Origin of the sequence: Micromonospora sp. NPDC005206 (assembly GCF_040608175.1) — a bacterium.
Lineage (GTDB): Bacteria > Actinomycetota > Actinomycetes > Mycobacteriales > Micromonosporaceae > Micromonospora.
Genome location: NZ_JBEXHU010000018.1, coordinates 25,772 through 50,488, shown reverse-complemented (window position 1 = coordinate 50,488; position 24,717 = coordinate 25,772). Strand labels below are relative to the sequence as shown.

The following is a 24,717-nucleotide window of genomic DNA, read 5'->3' as shown; positions in this document are numbered from 1 at the left end:
TGCTGAAGCGTTAGGGGCGTGGCACGGGAACGACAGTGGACGGTCACTGCACGTCCGGATCGAGGGATGCGTTCCCGAGCCGTGGGCCGGTGGATTCCCGCCGGCACCCGGCAGACCCTAGCGAGATCGCCGTGCGTGATACAGCGCTCAGGATTAGCTAAGACTGATGTTATGAATATGAGATCATCGATACACGAACCGTGATCATGTGGTTGCTGGGGCGATACGGGCGGTGTCGATCGCGGTCTCCGTCGGCTCGCGTAGCGTCGGGGTCATGAGCAGGAGGAGACGGTGACCCGGATCGTGGCCGGGACGCTCGGCGGCCGGCGGATCGCCGCGCCCCCCGGCGCCGGCACCCGACCCACCTCCGACCGGGTCCGGGAGGCGCTGTTCAGCGCCGTCCAGGCCGAGGCCGATCTCGACGGCGCCCGCTTCGCCGACCTGTACGCCGGCTCCGGCGCGGTCGGGCTGGAGGCGCTCTCCCGTGGCGCCCGGCACGTGCTGCTGGTCGAGTCCGACCCTCGGGCGGCCCGGGTGATCCGCGAGAACGTGGCGGCCCTGCGGGCCGGCCCCGCCGTCCGCCTGGTGACCGGCAGGGTGGCGACCGTGCTGGCCGCCGGCCCGGACGGCGGGCCGTACGACGTGGTCTTCGCCGACCCGCCGTACGCGGTGCCGGACGCCGAGATCACCGCGCTGCTGACCACCCTGGTCGACGGTGGCTGGCTGGCGAGCGACGCGCTGGTGGTGGTGGAGCGGTCCGGCCGCACCGGGCCGGTCGAGTGGGTGGACGGGATCACGGCCGAGCGCAGTCGCCGTTACGGCGAGACCACCCTTTGGTACGGTCGCCGATCATGAGACGCGCGGTTTGCCCCGGCTCGTTCGACCCGGTCACCAACGGACACCTCGACATCATCGGACGGGCCAGCCGGCTCTTCGACGAGGTGATCGTCGGCGTGCTGATAAACCAGTCGAAGAGTGGCCTCTTCACCGTCGATGAGCGGATCGACATGCTCCGCGAGGTGACCGCCTCGTACGGAAACGTGCGGGTCGAGTCTTTCCGTGGGCTGCTGGTCGACTTCTGCCGGGCCCAGCAGGCGAGCGTGCTGATCAAGGGCCTGCGGGCGGTCAGCGACTTCGACTACGAGCTGCAGATGGCCCAGATGAACATCGGGCTGGCCGGCGTCGAGACGCTGTTCATGCCGACCAACCCGCTCTACTCCTTCCTCTCCTCCAGTCTGGTCAAGGACGTGGCCAAGTGGGGCGGCGACATCTCCGCCCACGTCCCCGACCTGGTCCGCGAAGCCCTTCAGTCCCGCCTCGGCCCCCGCTCCTGACCATTCGGCGCGGTTGCGATCCTGAATCGTGGCCTTTGTGACAGTTGTCGGCCGGTGCGTGCAGGATCGCCGGGGCCCTTTCCCGCGCGGTCGCGTCGTGTGACGATGCCGCGACGCGCCGGGTCGGGGTGGATCGGGCAGGTGTGGGGCGGGCACGACATGATTGGTAGAGCGGGGAACCGGCCGTAGCCCGCATCATGGAGGTCGGCCGACGAACGACAGGAGTGAGGTACCGGTGGACCCGCTCGATCGCATCGACGAACTGATCGCCATGGTGGAGCAGGCCCGCTCCGTCCCGATGTCGCGCAACAACTGCATGGTCGACCGGGGCGAGATGATCGCGGCCCTCGACGAGATGCGCGCCGACCTCCCCGCCGACCTGCGTCGCGCGGGCGCGCTGCTCGACGAGCGCGACAAGATCATGGAAGCCGGCAAGCGCGAGGCGGACCGGATCATCAGCGAGGGTGAGGCGGAACACGCCCGCCTCGTCTCGGTGAACGAGATCACCGTCTCCGCCGAGCACGAGGGGGCCCGGATCGTCGCCGAGGCCCGGGCCGAGGCGCAGCGCCTGCGTGAGGAGGTCGACGACTACGTCGACACCGCGCTGGCCAACTTCGAGCAGTTCCTTACCAGGGCGCTCGCCTCGATAGAGCGTGGCCGCGACAAGATGCACGCGCTGCGGGAGATCGGCACCTTCGGTGGGGATGAGGCGGAACGCCCGCTACCCTTCTGAGCGGCACCTCACCAGCCGACATTCTTGGGCGGGCGTCGCCCCCGGTTCGACGGTCCGGCGGTCGTCCAGGTAACCTTTTTTGTCGGCCTCACACCGGCCGGAGTCTGACTATGCCCAAACACTCGCCATCGACACTCGACCCCAGGTCGCCGCTGGTCCTCGACACGAGGGACCTGCCGCGCCGGCCTGGCGCGTTGCGTACGGTCCAGCGGGTCGTGCCGGCACCGGCGGACCTCGGTGTGGAGTTGATCGGCGTTCCGGAGGGCGCGGACCTCGACCTCGACCTGAGGTTGCAGTCGGTGTCCGAGGGCGTGCTCGTCTCCGGGACCATCACCGGTCCCGTCCGGGGCGAGTGCGGGCGCTGCCTGCGCGAGATCAACGACTCGATGGCCGTGACGATCCAGGAGCTGTACGCGTACGAGAACAGCACCACGGACGCCACGACCGAAGAGGACGAGGTGGGCCGGATGCAGGGCGATCTGATCGACCTGGAGCCGGCGCTGCGGGACGCGTTGGTGCTCACGCTGCCGACCAACCCGCTCTGCCGGGAGGACTGCCCAGGACTGTGCCCCGAATGCGGGACGCACTGGGACGATCTGCCGGCCGACCACAGTCACCAGCAGATCGACCCGCGTTGGGTGGGCCTGTCGCAACTGACCCGTACAGAGGAGTAAGAACCGTGGCCGTCCCGAAGCGCAAGATGTCGCGCAGCAACACCCGGTCCCGCCGGGCGAACTGGAAGGCGACCGTGGTCGCGACCGTCGCGTGCCCGCAGTGCAAGTCCCCGAAGCTGCCGCACGCCGCCTGCTCCGTCTGCGGCACCTACAACGGCCGCCAGGTCATCGAGGTCTGACCTGGACGCCGAGTGACGCCCCCGATCCCAGGTCGGGCGGCGCGCGCACCCTGGCATTCGCCCGGTGCCCCGGCTCCCTCCGACGCCGGCCGGCCCACTCCGGTCGGCGTTCCAGTGGAGCCGGGCACCGCGCGGATCGCCGTTGACCTCCTCGGCGGGGACGACTCTCCCGCCGTCGTGGTTGACGGCGCTCTGCGAGCCGTGCGCACCGACCCTGACCTGCATCTCCTTCTCGTCGGCCCGGCTGAGGTCGCCGACGAGCTGATCGCTGCCCTCGATCCGGCCCAACGTGCCCGGATCACGGTGCGGCCGGTCCGCGACGCCGTCGGCATGGCCGACCATCCCAGCGCCGCCCGCGCGGAGAGCACCGTCCGGGCCGCCGTCACCGCCGTCCGCGACGGCACCGCCGACGCCCTGGTCTCCGCAGGCGCCACCGGTGCCACCGTCACCGCTGCCGTGCTCGGCCTCGGTCGCTGGCCCGAGATCCGTCAACCCGCCCTCGTCGCCACCCTGCCCGGGGTCGCCGGGCCGGTCGTGCTGCTCGACGTCGGCGGCTCGCTGGAGCCCCGCCCGGCCACCCTCGCCCGGCACGCCGTGCTCGGCGCCGCGTACGCGACGGTGGCGCATTCGATCGCCGAGCCCCGTGTCGGCCTGCTCTCGGTCGGCACCGAGGCCGGCAAGGGCGACCGGGTCCGTCGGGCCACCGATCCGCTGCTCGCCGTCGAGCCGCTGCCCGCAGCGGCGCGCTACGTCGGGCTGGTCGAGGGGTACGACGTCGCCCTCGGCGCGCGCGCCGATGTGGTGGTCACTGACGGCTTCACCGGTAACGTGCTGCTCAAGGCGATCGAGGGCGCGTACGCCATGGCCGGCGGCCCGCCCGTCGTTGGTGGCGCTCCCCGCGCCGCCGCCCTGCTCGGCGTAGCCGGGACGGTGGTCGTCTGCCACGGCTCCGCTCGCGCCGCCGACGTCGCCTCCGGCATCGCCCTCGCCGCCCACCTGTGGCGGCGGCACGCCACCGCCCTGGTCTCCGCGTTGCTCGACGGCGACGCCGCGACGCACCGCACCGACCGCTCCACCGACACCGAGGTACGCACATCATGAGCAACGACAAGCGGCGGCGGGCGTCCGTCGGTCACCTGGAAGCCGCGTTCGGCGTGAGCCTGGACCCTGACCTGCTGCAACGCGCGCTGACCCACCGCTCGTACGCGTACGAGAACGGCGGCCTGCCCACCAACGAGCGGCTGGAGTTCCTCGGCGACTCGGTGCTCGGCGTGGTGATCACCACGGCGCTCTTCCACAACCACCCGGACCTGCCCGAGGGGCAGCTGGCCAAGCTGCGGGCCAGCGTGGTCAACATGCGCGCGCTCGCCGACGTGGCCCGTGGCCTGGGACCGGACGGCCTCGGCGCGTACCTGCTGCTCGGCAAGGGCGAGGAGACCACCGGAGGTCGGGACAAGGCGAGCATCCTGGCCGACACCCTGGAGGCGCTGCTCGGCGCGATCTACCTCCAGTACGGGCTGGACACCGCCGGGATCGTCATCCACCGGCTCTTCGACCCGCTGATGGCGGAGTCGGCAGGCCGGGGCGCGGCCCTGGACTGGAAGACCAGCCTCCAGGAGCTGACCGCGGCGCTCGGGCTCGGCGTGCCGGAATACCGGATCGAGGGCACCGGCCCGGACCACCTCAAGACGTTCACCGCCTGGGTGGTGGTGGCCGGCAACCGGTACGGCGGCGCCGAGGGGCGCAGCAAGAAGGAGGCCGAGCAGCGCGCCGCCGAGGCGGCCTGGCGCACGCTCGCCGACGAGGACGACCAGGACGATCAGGTCGGCCAGTCTGGTCGGGACGGCCAGGCTGGAGCGAACGGGCGCACCGGCCGGGACGGATCGGCCGACCGCGATGAGCCGGCCGGGCCGATGGAACGCGCCGAGCGGGCGGCCCAGACCGAGCAGGCTGACCACCTCGCGCAGGCCATGCCGGCCGACGTCGCGGACCGCGGGACGGGGCTACGACGTGCCTGAGCTGCCCGAGGTGGAGACCGTCCGGCAGGGGCTGGCCCAGTGGGTCATCGGCCGCCGGATCGCCTCGGTGGAGGTCCGCCACCCCCGTGCGGTCCGCCGGCACGTCCCCGGCGGAGCGCACTTCGCCGACGTGCTCGCCGACCGGACCGTGCTGGACGTCCGCCGCCGCGGCAAGTACCTGTGGTTGCCGCTGGACAGCGGCGACGCCGTGATCGGGCACCTCGGCATGTCCGGTCAGCTGCTGTTCCAGCCGCCCGGCACGCCCGACGAGACCCACCTGCGGGTGCGGTTCCGGTTCGCCGACGGCGGGCCGGAGCTGCGCTTCGTCGACCAGCGCACGTTCGGTGGGCTCTCGGTCAGCGAGGGCGGCGCGGACCTGCCCGCGGAGATCGCGCACATCGCCCGCGACCCGATGGACCCGGAGTTCGCCGACGCGGCGTTCGTCGCCGCGCTGCGCCGCCGACGGACCGAGGTGAAACGGGCTCTGCTCGATCAGACCCTGATCTCGGGGGTGGGCAACATCTACGCCGACGAGGCGCTCTGGCGCGCCGGGCTGCACGGCACCCGGCCCACCGACGCGCTGACCGGTCCGGCCGCGCAGCGCCTGCTCGGCCACGTCCGCGACGTGCTCGCTGAGGCGATCAAGGAGGGTGGCACCAGCTTCGACGCCCTCTACGTCAACGTCAACGGTGAGAGCGGCTACTTCGACCGGGCGTTGAACGTCTACGGCCGCGAGGGTGAGCCGTGCCGGCGGTGCGGCGCCCCGGTCCGCCGGGAGGCGTTCATGAACCGCTCCTCGTACAGCTGCCCACACTGCCAGCCCCGGCCCCGGGGTTCCCTTCGGGGATGACCCGGAGGTCGCTCGGGGTCGGGTCCGGCGGGTCGCGGCCGACCTTTCCGGGCTGGACCCGGGCGGCGGTCCGAATCGCGGGTTGATGCCCGCCGTACCGCCCGAACGGTCCCGCCGACCCGTGTGGACCGGCTCCGGGGACGGCGGGGGACGATCCCCGATGTGACCGCCTCGTCACGCTCCTAACGTCAGCACCGTTGACAGGGGGTTGACGTGACAGGGGGACCCGAGATGGGGACAAGACCGGTGACGGTGCGGATGGCGCGGTGGAGCGCCGAGCACCCGTGGCGGGCGATAGCGCTGTGGGCCGTTTTCGTGGCGGTGTGCTTCCTCGGTGGCAACGCCGCCGGCCTCAACGAGGCCACCAGCGGCGACCAGGCGATCGGCGAGGCGGGGCGCGCCGGCCTGATCGTGGATGCCGGCGCCTTCGACGACGCGGCCGTGGAGAACGTCCTGATCACGTCGCGGGCCGGCGCGCTGGACCCGGCGGCGGCGAAGGTGGCGGCGGACGACGCGGCGGCCCGGCTGCGCACGGTCACCGGCGTCGCCGAGATCGGCCCGCCGGTGACCGCCCGGGACGGCTCGGCGCTGCTGCTGCCGATCACCATGTCCGGCGACCCGGGTACCGCGTCCGACCGGGTGCAGCCGCTCCGTGACGCCACCGCCACCGTCCAGGAGGCGCACCCGCAGCTGCGCGTCGAGCAGGTCGGCGGCCCGTCCATCGGGCAGGCCCTCGACGACACCCTGGGCAAGGACTTCAAGCGCGCCGAGCTGCTCAGTCTGCCGGTCACGCTGGCGATCCTGATCGTCGCGTTCGGCGCACTGATCGCGGCCAGCGTGCCGGTGCTGCTGGCGCTCTCCTCGGTCGCCGCCGCGATGGGTCTGTCCACTCTCGCCTCGCACCTCGTGCCGGCCACCGACACCACGGCCCCGGTGATCCTGCTGATCGGCATGGCGGTCGGGGTCGACTACTCGCTGTTCTACGTCCGGCGGGAGCGGGAGGAACGCGCCAAGGGCCGCTCCGGGCTGGACGCGGTGGAGATCGCTGCGGAGACCTCCGGGCACGCCGTGGTGGTCTCCGGCTTCGCAGTGATCATCTCGATGGCCGGCCTGCTGCTCGCTGGCGACGTGGTCTTCTCGTCGCTGGCCGTCGGCTCGATCCTGGTCGTCGCGGTCGCGGTGGTCGGCTCGCTGACCGTGCTGCCCGCACTGCTCGCCAAGCTCGGTCGTTGGGTCGACCGCCCCCGGGTGCCGCTGCTCTGGCGACTGACCGCCCCACGCGCCGGCCGGCACGGCCAGCCCCGCTCGCCCCGGCTCTGGCCGGCGGTGCTCCGGCCCGCGCTGCGTGCCCCGGTGCCGACCCTGGTCATCTCGGTCGGGTTGCTGCTCGCGCTCGCCGCGCCGGCACTCGGCATGAAGCTGAAGTTCCCCGGCATGGAGGACCTGCCGCGCACCACCCCGGCAATGCAGGCGTACGACCGCCTCACCGCCGCCTTCCCGAGCACCGGCACCAACCACGTTGTGGCCGTCCGGGCGCCGGCCGAGCAGGCCGACCGGGTCCGCGCGGCGCTCACCGACCTGGCCACCCGGGCTGCCAGCGATCCGCTGTTCGCCCCCACCGAGGCCGACGGCCCGAAGATCGAGGTGTCGGCCGACCGGCGGGTCTCGGTGCTCGACGTGGCCACCCCGTATGCCAGCCGTGACGACCGGTCGGTGCGGTCGCTGGAGAAGCTGCGCGAGGACCTGGTCCCGGCCGAGCTGCGGGGCATCCCCGGCATCGAGTACGCGGTCGGCGGCAGCGTGGCCGACAGCGAGGACTACGCGCAGCACGTCCGGGACAAGCTGCCGCTGGTGATGGGCTTCGTCCTGGTGCTCACCTTCCTGGTCATGGTGCTCACCTTCCGGTCGGTGGTGGTGGCGGCCAGCGCGATCGCGTTGAACCTGCTCTCCGCCGGCGCCGCGTACGGGCTGCTGGTGCTGGTCTTCCAGGGCGACTGGGCGGCGGGGCCGCTCGGCTTCACCTCGATGGGCGCGATCGTGTCCTGGCTGCCGCTGTTCCTCTTCGTGGTGCTCTTCGGCCTCTCCATGGACTACCACGTCTTCGTGGTCAGCCGGATCCGCGAGGGCATTCGGGCGGGCATGTCCAACCGGGACGCGGTGGCGTACGGGATCACGTCCTCGGCCGGCGTGGTGACCAGTGCGGCGATCGTGATGGTCGGGGTGTTCTCCATCTTCGCCACGCTGAGCACGATCGACATGAAGCAGCTCGGCATCGGCCTGGCGGCGGCGATCCTGCTGGACGCCACGATCATCCGGGGCGTGGTGCTGCCGGCGCTGATGACCATGCTCGGCGACGCCAACTGGTGGGCCCCACGCTTCCTGCGCCCGCGCTCGGCGCCCACCCCCACCGAACCACCGGCCCCCGCCCCGGAGCTGGTGCCGGTGTCCTGACTCCTGCCGCACCCCACCCCGTCCGCGTCGATCCAGACGATTCTCCCTGGATCGACGCGGACGGGGCTGCGTCAGGGCAGGGGGCAGGCTTCTCGCCAGGCGTTCAGGGTCCGGTCCTTGCGGATGGACGCGAAGCCGTAGCCGACGGTGGTGACGCAGAAGTCGTCGGTCGAGCCGGTGTACTCGACATGGAAGACCGGTTTGTCGGCGTCGGCGAAGGGCAGCAGCTTGGCGCACTGGTCGAGCCGGACGCATTCCTCGTTGACCGCGAAGTCGAAGTCCGGGGCCAGCGCGGCGAGCTGTGGCACGTCGTTGACCAGCCCGGGGGAGAGGTCCAGCGACCGGGCCAGCCGGGCCAGCCGGCGGTTGAACAGCAGTTGGTCGTCGAAGTCGAGCGGGAAGCCGCTGCGCTGGGCGTACCCGTCGGCGTCGGCCAGCGCCACCGCGCCGAAGCCCTTGCCCCGGCAGAGCCGGAACCGGTCGGCCAGCACCGGCTCAAGCGCGTCCCACCGCCGGACGTCCAGCCACCGGCTGCCGGGTTGGCGGCCGGTGGAGCCCTGTACGGCGGCCGGGAGCCGGCTGGCGTCCGGGTCGTCCGAGCGGACCGAGCCGATGTGCACCTGGCAGATCAGCCGGCGGTTCCGGGAGCGCAGCTCGGCGGTCTGGGCGGCGGTGGTGGCCACCGGGTCGAGCAGGAAGACGTCGGCGTCCACCGCCGGGTCGAGCGGGCCGTGGAGCTGCCACTGCCACTGCCAGTGCCGGGCCTGGTCGGTCGGCCAGGGGGTGGGCGCCCCGGGCGGGGTGAACTCGGCCCGGCAGCCGTACGCCGGGACCAGCAGGACGAGGGCGACGCAGGCCGCCGCGATTCGGCGCAGCGGGCATAAGACGGCGCGTCGCCGCGGCCGGATCCGCATCGGCAGCTCCCGGGTCCCGGGCGGCCCGTCGCCGCCCTCACCGGTACGCCGCCCCCACGCTCCGGCCCGGCGTACCTCACCGGGTCAAACGAGCGCGGGGGCGGGGACGACGCGCGGTCAGCGCGGCGCCGCGAAGACCTGCGTCCAGTACGGTCCGTTGCTGTTGGCGATGCCGACGCCGATTTCGGTGAACGCGCAGTTCAGGATGTTCGCCCGGTGGCCGGAGCTGTTCATCCAGGCGTCCATCACGGCGGCCGGGGTCTTCTGGTTCCACGCCACGTTCTCGCCGTAGGTGCGCCAGGCGTAGCCCACCCGGTCGAGCCGGACTCCGGCGTTGCTGCCGTCGCTGCCGGTGTGCGACATGTTCTTGTGATCGGCCTGGTCCTGGCTGTGCCGCTGGGCGGCGGTCATCAGCTTGTCGTCGATGCTCAGCGCCTTGCAGCCGGCCTTGGCCCGTTCGGCGTTGACCAGGTCGACCACCTCGCGGGCCTGGGCGCTGACGGTGCCGCTGCCGCCGGAGCCCGTGCCGGTGGTGCTGCTCGGCGCGCTGGTGCGCGGGGTGCTGCGCCGCGAGGCGGCGGTGGCGCGCGACGACGCCGGGCTGGGCTTGACGACCTTGCTAGGTGTCGGGCTCGGCCGGGCGGAACTGGGCGCGGTGGTCGGGGAGGGCGCGACCAGGTTGTCGCCCACCGGCTCCTCGGTCGGCACCGCCGGGGCGGCGGCGAGGGTGTCGTCGACGGCGGTCGGCTCGCTGGCCGTGCCGCCTCCGCCGGGCAGGGCGAGCGCGCCGACGCCGAGGCTCACCACGAGGGTGGCCGCCGCGGCGGCGCCGCCGATCACCAGGGGGCGGCGCCAGCGCCGCTGGGAGCGGTGCCGGCCCTCGCTGGAACGGCCCGCACCGGTCGTGTCGGTCGGCCAGCCGCCGGTGGTCTCCTCGGCGGGGGTGTTGCCGCGCCAGTCGCCGGTCGCCTCGTCGTCCTGCCGGTAGGCGGGCTCGTACGCGGGCCAGGCGGCGGTCGGGCCGTCGGCGGGCTCGGCGGGGGCCGCCGGTTCCTGCTGCCAACGGGCGGTGGGCTGCGGGCGGTGCCACTCGTCGCCGGGCTGGTCAGGGTCGTCGTCACCGAACAGGTAGGCCGAGCGGGGTTCCGGGCGGTCCCTCAGCCAGTCCGGCTCGTCGGTCGGCCGCTCGGCGCGCCGGGGGGCGCCGTTCGGGTCCATCGGGTCGGTCCAGCCGTACACGCACTGCCTCCACGGGGTCGGTTGCGGGCCGGAGTGACGCTACGACCCGCCCACTACCTGCGGCAACGTGGCTAAGGAAGAGTTAAGGGGAAGTCGGACGCCAAGGTGCGGACTTCCCGGAATTCGGGCGTACAGTAAAGGTGTCCGGACAGAGAGTGTCCGTGCCTTGAGGCAGCCCCCCGACAAGTGGACAGGTCGACGTAGAGATGATCTACGGCCTGCGAGAACTTGACGAAGGGGGGTTTGCGGCTCAATATATAGGTGTCGCCAGTCGCGCCCGGTCATGCCCAGATACAGCTGGAATGACAGTCGCGTATGAATGGGCGCGCGTTGGCCGGCCTTTCCGGCAGCGCATATCAAGGAGTCAGCATGGCGAAGGCCCTCTACGGCCACGTAGGTGCAGCGCCCGACCGGCGTCTGCTCGACGAGGTCACCCGACTGCGTGCCAGGGTTCAGGCACTGGAGTTCGAGATCACGCGTCTGCGCGCCGACAACGATCGGCTCGCGGCGGCTGCGGCGGAGGCGGACGACCTGCTTCGTCTGGCCGAGCCGGCGCTGACCTGATCTCCGGGGTCGGAAAACTGAATCGCACCATCGCAAAAATGCGCGCCGACACCTCTGTGCCGGCGCGCAACGCTGTCCGGCCCCTTTCCCGGTCGGCTATTTATGATCTTGTCTCGGGCGGCGCTGGAACCGCGCCAGTTGTTTCCGGAAACGCGTCGGACGGCGTACCGATCATGAACGGTGTTTGTCTTTCTCGCCGCCTCTCGAACAACAGCGCCGGCGGCTCGCACTCGCGTCCCGCGCTTCCGACCGGCGCGCTTCGGGGCGGGTCGCGTGCCCGACCGCTCCCGCCACCGGGTTAGTCTGCGGGTTCACCAGGTCCGCGCAGCCGGCGACGGTACGGCGGCCACCGGACAAGGATCGAGAAGGTGTATCTCAAGAGCCTGACGGTGAAGGGCTTCAAGTCCTTCGCCTCCGCCACGACGTTGAAGCTGGAGCCCGGGATCACCTGCGTGGTGGGCCCGAACGGCTCCGGCAAGTCCAACGTCGTCGACGCCATCGCCTGGGTGCTCGGCGAGCAGGGCGCCAAGGCGCTACGCGGCGGCAAGATGGAGGACGTCATCTTCGCCGGCACCGCCGGCCGGGCGCCGCTGGGTCGCGCCGAGGTCACCCTCACCATCGACAACACCGACGGCGCGCTGCCGATCGAGTACACCGAGGTCTCCATCACCCGCCGGATGTTCCGCTCCGGCGAGAGCGAGTACGAGATCAACGGCAACTCGTGCCGGTTGCTGGACATCCAGGAGCTGCTCTCCGACTCCGGCATCGGCCGGGAGATGCACATCATCGTCGGCCAGGGCCGGCTCGACGGCATGCTGCACGCCAAGCCGGAGGACCGCCGGGCGTTCATCGAGGAGGCGGCCGGCGTCCTCAAGCACCGCAAGCGCAAGGAAAAGGCGCTGCGCAAGCTCGACGCGATGCAGGTGAATCTCAACCGGCTCACCGACCTCACGGCCGAGCTGCGCCGCCAGCTCAAGCCGCTGGGCCGGCAGGCGGAGGTGGCCCGGCGGGCCGCCGCCATCCAGGCGAACCTGCGCGACGCCCGGCTGCGGCTGCTCGCCGACGACCTGGCCACCCTGCGGACCACCCTCGACCGGGAGATCGCCGACGAGACCGCGCTGCGGGAGCGGCGCGAGCAGGTCGAGGCCGAGCACGCCGAGGTGCAGGGCCGGCTCGGTGAGCTGGAGGCCGCGCTGGCCGAGGACGCGCCGCTGCTCGCCGCCGCCCAGGACACCTGGTACAAGCTGTCCGCCCTCCAAGAACGCTTCCGGTCGATCGAACAGCTCGCCCGCGAACGGCTGCGGCACCTGAGCGCCACCGGCGACGACGAGCGGCCCGGCCGCGACCCGGACCAGCTGGAGGCCGAGGCCGAGCGGGTCCGCGAGCAGGAGGAGGAGCTGCGCGCGGCGCTCACCGACGACCAGATCCGGCTGGCCGAGGCCGTGGAGCACCGCCAGGAGCTGGAGCGTCAGCTCGCCGCCGCCGAACGGGAGCTGGTCGTCGCCGCCAAGGCCATCGCCGACCGGCGCGAAGGGATGGCCCGGCTCACCGGCCAGGTCAACTCGGCCCAGGCCCGGACCACCAGCGCCGGCGAGGAGATCGAACGGCTCGCCGTCGCGCACGCCGACGCGATGAGCCGTGCCGAGGCGGCGCAGGCCGACCTGGACGCGGTCTCCGCGCAGTCCACCGAGGCGGACCGGGACAACGCCGACCTGGACGCCCGGCACGCCGAGGCGGTCGCCGGGCAGGAGCGGGCGCAGGCCACCGTCCGGTCGCTGGCCGACGCCGAGCGGGCGGCGGAGAAGGACGCGGCCACCTGGAAGGCCCGGGAGGAGGCGCTCTCCCTTGGCCTGCGACGCAAGGACGGGGCGGGCGCGCTGCTCGCCCGGGCCGGCGACGTCCCCGGCCTGCTCGGCAGCCTCGCCGGGCTGCTCACCGTCGCCCCGGGACACGAGGCCGCGTTGGCCGCCGCGCTCGGCGGCCTCGCCGACGCGGTCGCGGTCAGCGGGGTGGACGAGGCCGTCGAGGCGATGCGGCTGCTCAAGATCTCCGACGCCGGCCGGGCCGGCCTGCTGGTGGGCAGCCCGGCGGGGCCGGGCATGACCGGTTCCGCCGACGCGCTGCGTCCAAAGGTGCCCGACGGCGCTCGATGGGCTCCCGACCTGGTGGAATGCGCCGCCGAGCTGCGCCCCGCGGTGCACCGGGCACTGCGCGACGTGGTGCTCGTCGATGATCTGGCCGCCGCGGCCGACCTGGTCGCCGGCAATCCCGAGCTGCGCGCGGTCACCCCGGACGGGGACGTCGTCGGGGCGTACGCGGCGGCCGGCGGGTCGGCCAAGGCGCCCAGCTACATCGAGGTGCAGGCGGCCGTCGAGGAGGCTCGCAGCAACCGGCTCGCCGCCGAGCAGACCGGCGCGGAGCTGCGCGACCAGCTTGGCGAGGCACGTGCCGAGGTGGCCGTCGCCAAGGAGGCCGTGCAGCACGCCGCCGCCGAGAAGCGCGAAGCGGAGAGCCACCGGAACGCCGCCGCCCGCAGACTGGCCGAGCTGGGTGCGGCGGCCCGCTCGGCGAAGGCGGAGACCGACCGCCTCGGCGAGTCCCGGGCCCGTGCCGAGGCCGCCCGGCAGCGGGACCTCGCCACGCTCGCCGAGCTGGAGGAGCGGCTTCGGCTGGCCGAGGAGACCCCGGTCGACGCCGAGCCCTCCGCCGAGGAGCGGGACCAGCTCGCCGCGATGGTGCCGCAGGCCCGGCAGAACGAGATGGAGGTCCGGCTCGCGGTGCGTACCGCCGAGGAGCGGGTCTCCTCGATCGCCGGCCGGGCCGACTCGCTGGCCCGGCAGGCCACCGCGGAGCGGGCCGCCCGGGAACGCGCCGCGGCCCGGCGGGCCGCCCGCACCCGGGGCGCGGGCATCGCCCGGGCCGTCGCCGCCGGCGCCCGGGAGGCGCTCACCCGGCTCACCACCTCGATCGCGGCCGCGGAGGAGCACCGCGACGCGGTGGCCCGGGAACGCGCCGCCCGCGAGGCGGAGCTCCAGGAGGTACGCGGAGCCGCCAAGCGGTTCGGCGCGGAACTGGAGCGGCTGACCAGCCAGGTGCACCGGGACGAGGTGGCCCGCGCCGAGCAGCGGCTGCGCATCGAGCAGTTGGAGGCGAAGGCGGCCGAGGACTTCGGGTTGGACGTGGAGACCCTGGTCGCCGAGTACGGGCCCACCCAACCCGTACCGCCCACCCAGGTCGACGTCGCGGCGGCCGAACGCGACGGGCTCCCGGTGCCCGAGCCGGTCCGCTACGAGCGGCCGGTGCAGGAGAAGCGGGCCGCCAAGGCCGAACGCGAACTGGCCCTGCTCGGCAAGGTCAACCCGCTCGCGCTGGAGGAGTTCGCCGCGCTGGAGGAGCGTTTCAAGTTCCTCTCCGAGCAGCTGGAGGACCTCAAGGCCACCCGGCGGGACCTGCTCACCGTGGTCAAGGACGTGGACGAGCGGATCCTGGAGGTCTTCGCCAGCGCGTTCGAGGACACCGCGCGGGAGTTCGAGCAGGTGTTCACCGTGCTCTTCCCCGGCGGTGAGGGTCGGCTGATTCTCACCGACCCCGAGGACCTGCTCACCACCGGCGTCGAGGTGGAGGCCCGCCCGCCGGGCAAGAAGATCAAGCGGCTGTCGCTGCTCTCCGGTGGCGAGCGGTCGCTGACCGCGGTGGCCATGCTGGTGGCGATCTTCCGCGCCCGGCCCAGCCCGTTCTACATCATGGACGAGGTGGAAGCCGCCCTGGACGACGTGAACCTGGGCCGGCTGATCACGCTGCTGGCACAGTTGCGGGAGAAGAGTCAGCTGATCGTCATCACGCACCAGAAGCGGACGATGGAGATCGCCGACGCGCTCTACGGAGTGACCATGCGCAGCGGTGTCACCCAGGTGATCAGCCAACGGCTCAACCGGGCCGACGAGGACGACCAGCGGCACAGCCGCGGCGAGGAGAACGGGTAGTGGCTCGGGAACGCGCGACGGCGCTCCTGCTGGATCTGGACGGCGTACTGCGCCGGTTCGACCCGGCGGTGGCCGCCGGGGTGGAGCGGGAGTACGGCCTCGCCGACGGGGTGCTCACCGAGATCGCCATGCGGTGGGGCCGGCTCCAGCCTGTGCTCACCGGCCAGGTCAGCCACGCCGACTGGGTGGGAAGCGTGGCGGACGCGCTGGCCGAGCCGGCCGGCGACCCGGACCGGGCCCGGGCGGCGGTGGAGCAGTGGCAGCGCTACCGGGGCGAGGTGGACACCGAGGTGCTCGACTTCGTCCGGGAGGTGCGCGCAGCAGGGATCAAGGTCGGCCTGGCCACCAACGCCACCGACCTGCTCGACGCCGACCTGGCCACGCTCGGCCTGACCGGCGAGCTGGACGTGGTGGTGAACTCCTCGACGCTCGGGGTGCACAAGCCGGCCCCGGAGTACTTCCAGGCCGCCTGCGTGGCACTGGCCACCCCGCCGGCCCGGGTGCTCTTCGTCGACGACGAGGACTGGGCAATCCGGGGCGCCAGGGCCGCCGGCCTGTCGGCACACCGCTGGGGCGGCCACGCCGACCTGCGCTACCTGCGGGCGGCGCTGAACTATTGAGCGGCCCTCACTCGCCGGTGACGCCGTCGATACGCTCGCGAATCAGGTCGGCGTGACCGTTGTGCCGGGCGTACTCCTCGATCATGTGCACATAGACCCAGCGCAGGTTGAAGGTGCGCTTCTTCGCGCCGACCTCCGTGAAGGTCTCGTCGAGCGAGTGGCCGAAGGCAGCCTCCCGGGCCAGCGCCACCTCCCGATGGAAGGTGGCGAAGTCGGCCTCGGCGTCGGCGGCGCTGACGTCGTGGTCGGCGTCCGGCGTCTCCGGGGTGAAGTACGGGTAGTCGACCGGCTCGCCGGCGAAGTTCTCCCGGAACCACCAGGCCTCCACCTCGGCCAGGTGCCGGACCAGGCCGAGCAGGGTCAGCCCGGACGGCTCCACGCTCGGCGTGCGCAGCTGGGCCTCGGTCAGCCCGGCGCATTTGAGCAGCAGCGTCTGTCGGTGGTAGTCGAGCCAGCCGTCGAGCATGGTGCGCTCGTCGCCGACGTACGGTTCAGGTGTCCGGGTGATCTCCGGTGCGATCCACGTCATGCCGCGCATCCTGCCCGGCGGACCTGACACAACGCGACGGGTTATCAGGGCACCACGACGACGGGCCAGCGGCCGGTGCGAACCAGGCGGGTGGCGACCGAGCCGACCAGCCGGTGACCCGCCTGCTCGGAAGCGCCGACCACCACCATGTCGGCCTGGAACTCGTCGGCCGCCGCGCACAGTTCGCCGTACGCGTCGCCCCGCCGGCACAGGAAGGTCACCGGCAGGCCGAGCTCCTCGGCGCCGCGCCGGCACTCCCGGCGCAGTTCGTCGGCCAACTCGTCGTGGGTGCGCTGCACCGCGCCCGCGTCCATCCCCGGCACCAGGGCGGTCAGTCCGCTCGCCGAGCTGACGAAGAGCACCACCAGCGCGGCGCCCTGCCGGCGGGCCAGGCCGGCGGCGTAGGAGCCGGCCCGCTCGGAGGTGCGGGTGCCGTCCACACCCACCATGATCACCCGGGGTCCGTCCGTGCCTCGCTCGAAGGGCAACGGGCGGGTCCGGGGCCCGTAGTCCTCGCGGTCAGGCGCTCCCACGCTCATGGCTGTCTACCTCACCTCTGCTCGCCGGTACGGACGACGGCGGCATCAGCGCCGGCCCCGATGGTTGATTCTTGCTCGACTTCGGCGCCGACCGGAGAGCCGGTGTGCTGCCGCAGCGGCACCTCCTTGATGAAGCTCACAGCGATCAGCGCGATCAGCGCGAAGGGGGCAGCGGCCACGAAGATGTCGCCAGCGCCGTGGCCGTACGCGCTCTCCACCACCGCCCGGATCGGGCCGGGCAGGGTGTGCACGTCGGGAAGGACGCCACCGCCGCCCGAGCTGGACGCGGAGATGCCGAGCCGGGCCAGGCCCTCGGACGTGTAGCCGGTGACCTTGTGGCCGAGCACCGCGCCGAGCGCGGAGACGCCGATCGCGCCGCCCAGGCTGCGGAAGAACGCCACCATCGAGCTGGCCGCGCCGAGCTCGTGCGTGCCGACGGTGTTCTGCACGGCGAGGACCAGGTTCTGCATGGTCATGCCGAGGCCGATGCCGACCAGCGCCATGTAGATGCTGAGCAGGGTGAAGCTCGTGTCGGCCCGGAGCGTGCCCATCAGCGCGAAGCCGACTGTGAGCAGCGCCGTACCGATCACCAGGAACCGCTTCCAGCGGCCGGTCTTGGTGATGATCCGACCGCTCAGCGTCGACGCGACCAGTAGGCCGAGGATCATCGGCAGGGTCATGAGGCCGGACATCGTCGGGCTCTGGCCGCGGCTGATCTGGAAGTACTGGCCGAGGAAGACCGAGGCGCCGAACATGCCCACGCCGACCGCGATGCTCGCGACGACGGCCAGGGTGATGGTGCGGTTGTGGAACAGGCGCGGCGGGATCATCGGCTCGGCGGCCCGGGTCTCCACCCGGATCGCCAACGCGCCGAGCACCAGCGCGCCGATCACCATGGCGGCGGACTGCCAGGAGGTCCAGTCGAACTGGTTACCGGCGAGCGAGACCCAGATCAGCAGCAACGAGACGGCCGCGGTGATCAGCGTGGCGCCCCACCAGTCGATCTGCGCCTTCCGCTTCACCACCGGCAGGTGCAGGGTCTTCTGGAGCACGACCAGCGCGGCGATGGCGAAGGGCACCCCAACGTAGAAGCACCAGCGCCAGCCCAGCCACGAGGTGTCGACGATCACGCCGCCGATCAGCGGGCCGCCGATGGTGCCGACGGCCAACACGGCGCCGAGGTAGCCGCTGTAGCGTCCCCGCTCGCGCGGCGCGATCATGGTCGCCATGATCACCTGGGCCAGCGCGGTGAGGCCGCCGGCGCCGATGCCCTGGAGCACCCGGCAGGCGATCAGCTCACTGGTGCCCTGCGCGGCGCCGGCCAGCACCGAGCCCAGCACGTAGATCCCCAGGGAGAGCTGGACCAGGAGCTTCTTGCTGGTCAGGTCGGCGAGCTTGCCCCAGATGGGGGTGGTCGCGGTGGTCGCGAGCAGGGCCGAGGTGACCACCCAGGTGTACGCGGACTGGCCGCCGTGCAGCTCGGTGATGATCCGCGGCAGCGCGTTCGAGACGACCGTGGAGGAGAGGATCGCGACGAACATGCCCAGCAGCAGACCGGAGAGGGCCTCCAGGATCTGTCGGTGGGTCATGTCGACGCCGGTCGCCCGGGTGGGCGCTGTCGCCTGGCTCATCGTTGCTGCCTCCGCGTGGAGTCGAGGTGGAGCGGCGGGGCCGGTGAGGCCGCTGCCGCTCAGAAGTTGCTTGAAGCAACCGTAGGGGTTGGTTGCCTCAAGCAACAACTCGTCGGACCGCGCCGGCATTCCCCGCCGCCGCCGGTCAGACCCAGGAGTCGTTGAACCGGCCGAGCAGCCGGGCGAACTCCTCGACGTCCCGGGCCGGCCAGCCGTCCAGGGCGCGCAGGAATTCGCCCAGCCGGGCGGACCGGGCGACGTCGAACCGCCGCTGACCCTCCTCGGTGAGGCTGATCTGCGCGGCCCGCCGATCGCTGGGATCGGGGTCGCGGTTGACCAGGCCGAGCGCTTCCAGCCCGTTGATCTGCCGGCTCAACGTCCCCTTGCCCACCCCCAGCCGCCCCGCCAGCTCGGTCAACCGGATCGAGCCACTGCGGCGCAGCCAGAGCAGCAGGCCGTAGGTGTTCGGTTCGAGGTTCGGGTGCACCTCCCGGGCGATCTCCCAGGAGACCGCCCGGCCACGACGCAGCAGGGCCGTCAGTTCGTGCTCGACCGCCCGGATCGGCTTCGGCAGGTGCTCGTCGTCCACGGCGTAGAGACTACGGCGGGGTCAGCTCAGCCGTTGCCGGAGAGCCGGTGGCGCATCACCGGGCGTAGCCGCCCATCCTTCGTGGTGCCCTCGACGGTCACCTCAGCCGCGCGCCCCCGGTGGGTCAGGGTGGACACCGCGTTGCCGAAGTAGGGGCCGGCCAGCTTGCGCCAGCGCACCCCCGGGCGGCGGACACCCGCCGAGCGGGCCAACGCCCGGGTCGCCCCCGCCGGGCCGGCCGACCAGGCGAGCCGCATCAGCGGACGGATACCGGCCGGCACCTGGTTGTGGATCGGCGAACAGGTGAGCTGGTGCACCGGGGTCACCACCGCCGGGTCGGCGAACCGGGCCTGGGCCACGTACGAGTGGTGCACGTCCCCGGACAGCACGCTGATCGACGCCGGCGGGGCGTACGCCGGGCCTGCGCCGACCCGCGCGCCGGACCGGCTCGGGGTGCCGGTGCCGATCCGGGCGAAGGTTTCCGCGAGCGCCTCGAAGGAGCGGCGGAAGGCAGCCCAGTGCTCCAGGTCCAGTGCCCGGCGCAGCTTCTCCGCCCCGCGCGCCACCCAGGGCCGGCGTGAGTCGGCGAGCCTCTCGTTCCACGCCTCGACATGGTGGATGCCCTGCGGCAGCAGCCAGGGCAGCGAGGCGCCGACCACCAGGTGGTCGTAAACCCCGTGCGCCTGGTCGAGGAACCAGGCCCACTCACCCGGCGGCAGCATCGCCCGGTTGCCCCGCTCGAGCACCCGACTGCACCGGTTGTCCAGCATCACCAGCCGGGTCCGGCCCAGGTCCAGCGCGTAACTCCACTGGTACTGCACCGCACGCCAACGCTCGGTGTCGTGCGCCAGGTCGGACTCCTGGTCGACCCGGTGGCCGAACTCGCGCAGCACGCCGGTGGCGTCCTCCGCGGCGGTGACCTTCGCGAACACCGGGTCGGCGGCGATGTCGTCCGGGGAGAGGTTGCCCAGGTGCTGGTAGACCCAGTAGGAGGCGAGACCGCTGCCGATCCGCTCGGACCACCACGGCTGCTCGCGGACCTCGGCCCGCCAGGACGCCGAGGTGTTCCAGTCGTCGATGATCTCGTGGTCGTCGAAGATCATCACGCTCGGCACGGTGGAGAGCAGCCAGCGGATCTCCGGATCCCGCCAGGACTCCAGGTAGAGCTTGGTGTACTCGTCGAAGCTCACCACCTGGTCGGCCGGGGCGCCCTTCGGTCGCCGCCGGCGCCGACGCAGCAACCGGCGCACCGTCGGCGACGTGACGTCGGCGTAGACCTGGTCGCCGAGCAGCACCAGCAGGTCCGGCAGCGCGTTCGCCTCGGGGTCGGCCATCAACCGCCGGGCGTACGCGTCCAGCGCGTCCGGCGGGAGCTTGCGCGTGGTGGCGTGCTGGGTGGTTTCCCGGCATGAGCCGAAGAGCAGGCTCACCGGCTGGTCCCGGTCGTCGGCCGCCCGGGTGCGGATCACACTCGGCGGGAAGCCGCTGCTCGGCACCGGCCAGACCACCTCGTCGTCGACCAGCACCTCGTACGTGGTCGCGCTGTCCGGGGTGAGCCCCTGCACCACCACGAGCGCGTAGTGATGGTCGTACGCCGAGAAGGTGGCTTCGGTGCCGGTGGCGCCGTCCGCGGTGCGGACGGTGACCACGGCGGGCGCCGCCGTCTCCACCCAGATGGTCGCCCGGGTGTCCACCACTCGCCGCAGAAGGGGGCCGATGAGGAGGTGGGCGGCGGGCATGCGGCGAGCCTACCGCCGGTTCCCGCACCGGCCGGGGTGCGGTGGCTGGGACGCCGCGCCCGGCATCTGACAGGATTCCGGCATGGCCGAATATCTCGTCCTCGCTCTGGTCCTGCTCGGTGTGCTGATCGCCGGCACAGTCGGGCTGGTCGTGCCGCGATTGCGGCGGCGGCCCGAGCCCCCACTGCCGCGCACCGAGGTCGACACCCGGGCCGAGGAGGATCTCGCCGGCCCGCCGGTCGAGGCGCCGGAGTCCGATCTGTCCACCGGTGTCCTGGTCGAGCCGCCACCGGTGCTCGAGGTGCCCGCGCCGACCGTCGAGGTGCCCGCGCCGACCGTCGAGGTGCCCGAGCCGACCGCCGGGCGGCTGGTCCGGCTCCGCTCGCGGCTGTCCCGCTCGCAGAACGTCTTCGGCAAGGGGCTGCTCGGCCTGCTCGCCCGCGACCACCTCGACGAGGACGTCTGGGAGGAGATCGAGGACAGCCTGATCACCGCCGACGTCGGCGTCGACGCCACCCGCGACATCGTCGACCGGCTGCGCGAGCGCACCCGGGTGCTGGGCACCCGCTCGGCCTCCGAGCTGCGCGCACTGCTCGCCGCCGAGTTGGTCAACGCCCTCGACCCGAGCCTGGACCGGTCGCTGCGCACCGCCCCGAAAGACGGCGTCCCGGCGGTGCTGCTGGTCGTCGGCGTCAACGGCGCCGGCAAGACCACCACCTGCGGCAAGATCGCCCGGGTGCTGGTGGCCGACGGCCGCAGCGTCCTGCTCGGCGCGGCGGACACCTTCCGGGCCGCCGCCGCCGACCAGCTGGAGACCTGGGGGTCACGGGTCGGGGCGGAGACCGTCCGCGGCCCGGAGGCCGCGGACCCGGCCAGCGTCGCCTTCGACGCGGTCAAGCGCGGCATCGACACCGGCGTGGACACCGTGCTCATCGACACCGCCGGCCGGCTGCAGAACAAGGTCGGCCTGATGGACGAGCTGGGCAAGGTCAAGCGGGTGGTGGAGAAACAGGGCCCGATCGATGAGACACTGCTCATCCTGGACGCCACAACAGGGCAGAACGGTCTGGAGCAGGCCCGGGTCTTCACCGAGGTGGTCAACGTGACGGGCGTGGTCCTGACCAAGCTCGACGGCACCGCGAAGGGCGGCATCGTGATCGCCGTGCAGCGCAAGCTGGGCATCCCGGTGAAGCTCGTCGGCCTCGGTGAGGGCAAGGACGATCTGGCCCCGTTCGACCCGGCGCAGTTCGTCGACGCGCTGTTGGGCACCGAGGCCGCCGGACGGGACGCGTAGTCTCGGGTGACCACTGACGATCGCGCGTACGCGGGCTGGCGCGACCCCGGCCACCCCTCGCAGCGCCTCGGGAGACCGTACGTGACTTCGCAGGAGATCCCGCTGCACGGCGGCAACGTGAGCACCGTGGTCCGGGTCGGTGACACGGTCCGCCGCAACGCCGGGCCCTGGACCCCGTCCGTGCACGCCCTGCTGAGGCACCTGGAGTACGTCGGGTTCACCGGCGCACCCCGGGCCCTGGGCATGGACGAGCGCAACCGCGAGGTGCTGTCGTACCTGGAGGGGGAGTGCGGGGAGTACCCGCTCGCCCCGCACTGGGTGACCGACGAGGCGCTGGTCACCGTGGCCACCATGCTGCGGATGTTCCACGACGCGCAGTACGGCTTCACCCCGCCGCCCGGGGCGGTCTGGCGCTCGTTCGGGCCGCCGCCACCGGACACGGAGGTGATCTGCCACCACGACGCGGCGCCGCACAACGTGATCTGGCGGCCGGACGGCACGCTCGGGCTGATCGACTTCGATCTGGCGTCGCCAGGCTCCCGGATCTACGACGTGGCGTACGCGGCCTGGACCTGGGTGCCGATCTTCGCGGACCGGGATTCGATCACCCTCGGCTGGAAGCGCCCGGACCGGCCGCGCCGGCTGCGGCTCTTCGCCGACGCGTACGGGCTGATCCCCCGGGACCGGCACCGGCTGATCCGGACCATCCGCAAGCGGATCGTGGATCACGTCGAGGGAATCCGTCGGATGGCCGCCGCCGGGGAGCCGGCGTTCGTCCGGATCGTGCACAAGGGGCACCTGCGCCGGCCGATGCGCGATCTGCGGCTGCTCGACTACGAGCGGCACGCCCTGGAGAACGCCCTCCGTTGAGCGCATTCCGCTGACCGTGCGAAGTTCGTGACACGTACGAAACAACCCGTCACGAAACGGAAACCGGCACGGGACCATGGGTGAAACAGCCGGCCGCGAAGCTTCCGCCCAACCGGCCGACGGGCGACGCTGCCCCGGAAAGCCGCGAAGGAGGGAACTTCACCTTTAGGAGGCCAGCGTGCCTGAAGCACCCACGATCGACGGCGGCAATACCGTTTGGCTGCTGGTTTCGACCGCGCTCGTGCTGCTCATGACCCCGGGACTGGCGCTGTTCTACGGCGGGCTCAACCGGGCCAAGGGCGTGCTCAACATGATGATGATGAGCTTCTCCGCCATCGGGCTCATCTCTGTTCTGTGGTGGTTCTACGGCTTCAGCGTCGCCTTCGGGACCGACGTGAACGGTTTCTGGGGCGACCCGGGCGCGTACCTCGGCACCAAGACCTTCCTCGCCGAGACCGACCTGTGGGGCGCCACGGCGGAGAACCCGAGCGGCATCGGGGTTCCGCTCTACGTGTTCATGGCCTTCCAGATGGTCTTCGCGGTGATCACCGTCGCGCTGATCAGCGGTGCCATCGCCGACCGGGCCAAGTTCGCCGGCTGGCTGCTGTTCGCCTTCGGCTGGGCCACCCTGGTCTACTTCCCGGTCGCCCACTGGGTCTGGGGCGGCGGGATCATCGGCGGCGACATCCACGCGCTGGACTTCGCCGGTGGCACCGCGGTGCACATCAACGCCGGCGCGGCGGCCCTGGCCGTGGCTCTGGTGCTCGGCAAGCGGCTCGGCTGGCCGCGCGAGGGCATGAAGCCGCACAACATTCCCCTGGTCGCGCTCGGTGCCGGCCTGCTGTGGTTCGGGTGGTTCGGGTTCAACGCCGGCTCGGAGCTGACCGTCGACTCGGTCGCCGGCCTCGCCTTCATCAACACCCAGCTCGCCACGGCGGCCGCCGTGCTCGGTTGGATCGCGGTCGAATGGATCAAGGACCGGAAGCCGACCATGGTCGGCGCCTCGTCCGGCGCCGTCGCCGGCCTGGTCGCCATCACCCCGGCCTGCGGGTTCATCGCCCCCTGGGCGGCCGTTCTGCTCGGCATCGTCGCCGGGGTGGTGTGCGCGCTCGCCGTCAGTCTCAAGTACCGGTTCGGCTACGACGACTCCCTCGACGTGGTCGGCGTGCACTTCGTCGGCGGCTGGATCGGCTCGCTCTGGCTCGGCCTCTTCGCCACCAACTCGGTCAACGCCGCGATCAGTGACGTGGTGGGCGCCTCCGACGGCCTTTTCTACGGCGGCGGCGTCACCCAGCTCGGACGGCAGGCGCTCGCCGGCCTGATCGTCTCGGTCTGGTCGTTCGGCATCGCCTGGGTGCTCGCCTTCGTCATCGAGAAGACGATCGGCTTCCGGGTGCGGGCCGAGGCTGAGGTCGAGGGGATCGACATCGCCGAGCACGCCGAGAGCAGCTACGACCTGTCCCCGGCGGGCGGCGGCACGGGCAGCGCGTTCGCGATGGCCGGCATCGGCACCCCCGGTGGCGGCGTGACGAGCGGTGCCAAGCCGGAGGCGGATCCCGCCGAGCCGGTCAGCGAGAAGGTCGCCGGTTAACGTTCCTGGGATGGAGGGGTTGGACATGAAGCTGGTGACCGCGGTCATCAAGCCGTACCAGCTGGACGCGGTGAAGGAGGCTCTGCACGCCCTCGGGGTGGCCGGGCTGACCGTCAGCGAGGTTCAGGGGTACGGGCGGCAGAAGGGGCACACCGAGGTCTACCGGGGTGCCGAGTACACGGTCGAGTTCCTGCCCAAGATCCGGGTCGAGGTGCTCACCGACGAGATCGACGTGGAAAAGATCGTGGACGCCATCGTCGGTGCAGCCCGCACGGGCAAGATCGGCGACGGCAAGGTCTGGGTCACCGGTGTCGAGGAGGTCGTCCGGGTTCGTACCGGCGAACGCGGCCTCGACGCGCTCTGACCGGGCCACGAC

Annotated in this window: 23 protein-coding genes; 16 read left to right on the top strand and 7 right to left on the bottom strand. The window is 72.2% G+C overall.

Annotated elements, in window-relative coordinates:
* Positions 1-291: 291 nt before the first annotated feature.
* The 9 genes from rsmD to ABZU69_RS25975 all read left to right on the top strand — a co-directional run bounded on the left by rsmD (position 292) and on the right by ABZU69_RS25975 (position 8,239).
* Positions 292-855 (top strand): 16S rRNA (guanine(966)-N(2))-methyltransferase RsmD, encoded by a 564-nt coding sequence (rsmD, locus tag ABZU69_RS26015; protein ID WP_354966948.1) that lies wholly within the window; start codon positions 292-294, stop codon positions 853-855.
* Positions 852-1,334, top strand: coding sequence for a pantetheine-phosphate adenylyltransferase (gene coaD / locus ABZU69_RS26010; RefSeq protein WP_354966947.1), 483 nt, complete (start codon positions 852-854; stop codon positions 1,332-1,334). Before rsmD ends, coaD begins: the two co-directional genes overlap by 4 nt.
* A gap of 235 nt (positions 1,335-1,569) precedes the next feature.
* On the top strand, positions 1,570-2,067 hold the full coding sequence (locus ABZU69_RS26005; RefSeq protein WP_354966946.1) for a hypothetical protein: 498 nt from the start codon (positions 1,570-1,572) through the stop codon (positions 2,065-2,067).
* A 110-nt stretch (positions 2,068-2,177) separates the two neighbouring features.
* The gene (locus ABZU69_RS26000) at positions 2,178-2,741 is read left to right on the top strand and encodes a YceD family protein (RefSeq protein WP_354966945.1); all 564 of its coding nucleotides are present in this window, start codon (positions 2,178-2,180) and stop codon (positions 2,739-2,741) included.
* Between the two features lie 5 nt (positions 2,742-2,746).
* A complete protein-coding gene (gene rpmF, locus ABZU69_RS25995; protein ID WP_074317731.1) occupies positions 2,747-2,920 on the top strand; it encodes a 50S ribosomal protein L32 in 174 nt (57 codons plus the stop codon).
* A gap of 114 nt (positions 2,921-3,034) precedes the next feature.
* On the top strand, positions 3,035-4,021 hold the full coding sequence (locus tag ABZU69_RS25990; RefSeq protein WP_354966944.1) for a phosphate acyltransferase PlsX: 987 nt from the start codon (positions 3,035-3,037) through the stop codon (positions 4,019-4,021).
* A complete protein-coding gene (rnc, locus tag ABZU69_RS25985; protein ID WP_354966943.1) occupies positions 4,018-4,938 on the top strand; it encodes a ribonuclease III in 921 nt (306 codons plus the stop codon). The genes ABZU69_RS25990 and rnc overlap by 4 nt, the downstream gene beginning before the upstream one ends.
* Positions 4,931-5,788, top strand: a complete 858-nt coding sequence (mutM, locus tag ABZU69_RS25980) for a bifunctional DNA-formamidopyrimidine glycosylase/DNA-(apurinic or apyrimidinic site) lyase (RefSeq protein WP_354966942.1) — start codon at positions 4,931-4,933, stop codon at positions 5,786-5,788. The genes rnc and mutM overlap by 8 nt, the downstream gene beginning before the upstream one ends.
* A gap of 231 nt (positions 5,789-6,019) precedes the next feature.
* Positions 6,020-8,239, top strand: coding sequence for an MMPL family transporter (locus ABZU69_RS25975; RefSeq protein WP_354966941.1), 2,220 nt, complete (start codon positions 6,020-6,022; stop codon positions 8,237-8,239).
* Positions 8,240-8,310: 71 nt separating this feature from the next.
* Here ABZU69_RS25975 and ABZU69_RS25970 read toward each other — a convergent pair whose 3' ends face one another.
* Positions 8,311-9,153 (bottom strand): endo alpha-1,4 polygalactosaminidase, encoded by an 843-nt coding sequence (locus ABZU69_RS25970; RefSeq protein ID WP_354966940.1) that lies wholly within the window; start codon positions 9,151-9,153, stop codon positions 8,311-8,313.
* A 117-nt stretch (positions 9,154-9,270) separates the two neighbouring features.
* Positions 9,271-10,371 carry a CAP domain-containing protein gene (locus tag ABZU69_RS25965; protein ID WP_354967062.1) on the bottom strand — a complete coding sequence of 367 codons (1,101 nt, stop codon included), beginning with the start codon at positions 10,369-10,371 and terminating at the stop codon, positions 9,271-9,273.
* 390 nt (positions 10,372-10,761) lie between these two features.
* Between ABZU69_RS25965 and ABZU69_RS25960 the strand changes: the two genes are divergently transcribed.
* The 3 genes from ABZU69_RS25960 to ABZU69_RS25950 all read left to right on the top strand — a co-directional run bounded on the left by ABZU69_RS25960 (position 10,762) and on the right by ABZU69_RS25950 (position 15,559).
* Positions 10,762-10,956 (top strand): hypothetical protein, encoded by a 195-nt coding sequence (locus tag ABZU69_RS25960; RefSeq protein WP_007456482.1) that lies wholly within the window; start codon positions 10,762-10,764, stop codon positions 10,954-10,956.
* A gap of 368 nt (positions 10,957-11,324) precedes the next feature.
* The gene (gene smc, locus ABZU69_RS25955; RefSeq protein ID WP_354966939.1) at positions 11,325-14,939 is read left to right on the top strand and encodes a chromosome segregation protein SMC; all 3,615 of its coding nucleotides are present in this window, start codon (positions 11,325-11,327) and stop codon (positions 14,937-14,939) included.
* On the top strand, positions 14,939-15,559 hold the full coding sequence (locus tag ABZU69_RS25950) for an HAD-IA family hydrolase (protein WP_354966938.1): 621 nt from the start codon (positions 14,939-14,941) through the stop codon (positions 15,557-15,559). Before smc ends, ABZU69_RS25950 begins: the two co-directional genes overlap by 1 nt.
* 7 nt (positions 15,560-15,566) lie before the next feature.
* Here ABZU69_RS25950 and ABZU69_RS25945 read toward each other — a convergent pair whose 3' ends face one another.
* The 5 genes from ABZU69_RS25945 to ABZU69_RS25925 all read right to left on the bottom strand — a co-directional run bounded on the left by ABZU69_RS25945 (position 15,567) and on the right by ABZU69_RS25925 (position 20,586).
* A complete protein-coding gene (locus ABZU69_RS25945) occupies positions 15,567-16,088 on the bottom strand; it encodes a DinB family protein (protein WP_354966937.1) in 522 nt (173 codons plus the stop codon).
* Positions 16,089-16,132: 44 nt separating this feature from the next.
* Positions 16,133-16,627: a universal stress protein gene (locus tag ABZU69_RS25940; RefSeq protein ID WP_354966936.1), complete on the bottom strand. Its 495-nt coding sequence runs from the start codon at positions 16,625-16,627 to the stop codon at positions 16,133-16,135.
* 11 nt (positions 16,628-16,638) lie between these two features.
* Positions 16,639-18,258, bottom strand: coding sequence for an MDR family MFS transporter (locus ABZU69_RS25935; RefSeq protein WP_354966935.1), 1,620 nt, complete (start codon positions 18,256-18,258; stop codon positions 16,639-16,641).
* 145 nt (positions 18,259-18,403) lie between these two features.
* Positions 18,404-18,847, bottom strand: coding sequence for a MarR family transcriptional regulator (locus tag ABZU69_RS25930; protein ID WP_354966934.1), 444 nt, complete (start codon positions 18,845-18,847; stop codon positions 18,404-18,406).
* Between the two features lie 26 nt (positions 18,848-18,873).
* On the bottom strand, positions 18,874-20,586 hold the full coding sequence (locus ABZU69_RS25925) for an alkaline phosphatase D family protein (RefSeq protein WP_354966933.1): 1,713 nt from the start codon (positions 20,584-20,586) through the stop codon (positions 18,874-18,876).
* An 82-nt stretch (positions 20,587-20,668) separates the two neighbouring features.
* On the opposite strand from ABZU69_RS25925, the gene ftsY reads away from it, so the two are divergent.
* From ftsY to ABZU69_RS25905, 4 genes are all read left to right on the top strand, one after another.
* Entirely contained in the window at positions 20,669-21,880 is a 1,212-nt protein-coding gene (ftsY, locus tag ABZU69_RS25920; RefSeq protein WP_354966932.1) for a signal recognition particle-docking protein FtsY, read from the top strand.
* Positions 21,881-21,886: 6 nt separating this feature from the next.
* Positions 21,887-22,750 carry an aminoglycoside phosphotransferase family protein gene (locus tag ABZU69_RS25915; protein ID WP_172898993.1) on the top strand — a complete coding sequence of 288 codons (864 nt, stop codon included), beginning with the start codon at positions 21,887-21,889 and terminating at the stop codon, positions 22,748-22,750.
* Positions 22,751-22,928: 178 nt separating this feature from the next.
* Positions 22,929-24,341 carry an ammonium transporter gene (locus ABZU69_RS25910; RefSeq protein ID WP_354966931.1) on the top strand — a complete coding sequence of 471 codons (1,413 nt, stop codon included), beginning with the start codon at positions 22,929-22,931 and terminating at the stop codon, positions 24,339-24,341.
* 25 nt (positions 24,342-24,366) lie between these two features.
* Positions 24,367-24,705 (top strand): P-II family nitrogen regulator, encoded by a 339-nt coding sequence (locus ABZU69_RS25905; RefSeq protein ID WP_007456507.1) that lies wholly within the window; start codon positions 24,367-24,369, stop codon positions 24,703-24,705.
* Positions 24,706-24,717: the final 12 nt, after the last annotated feature.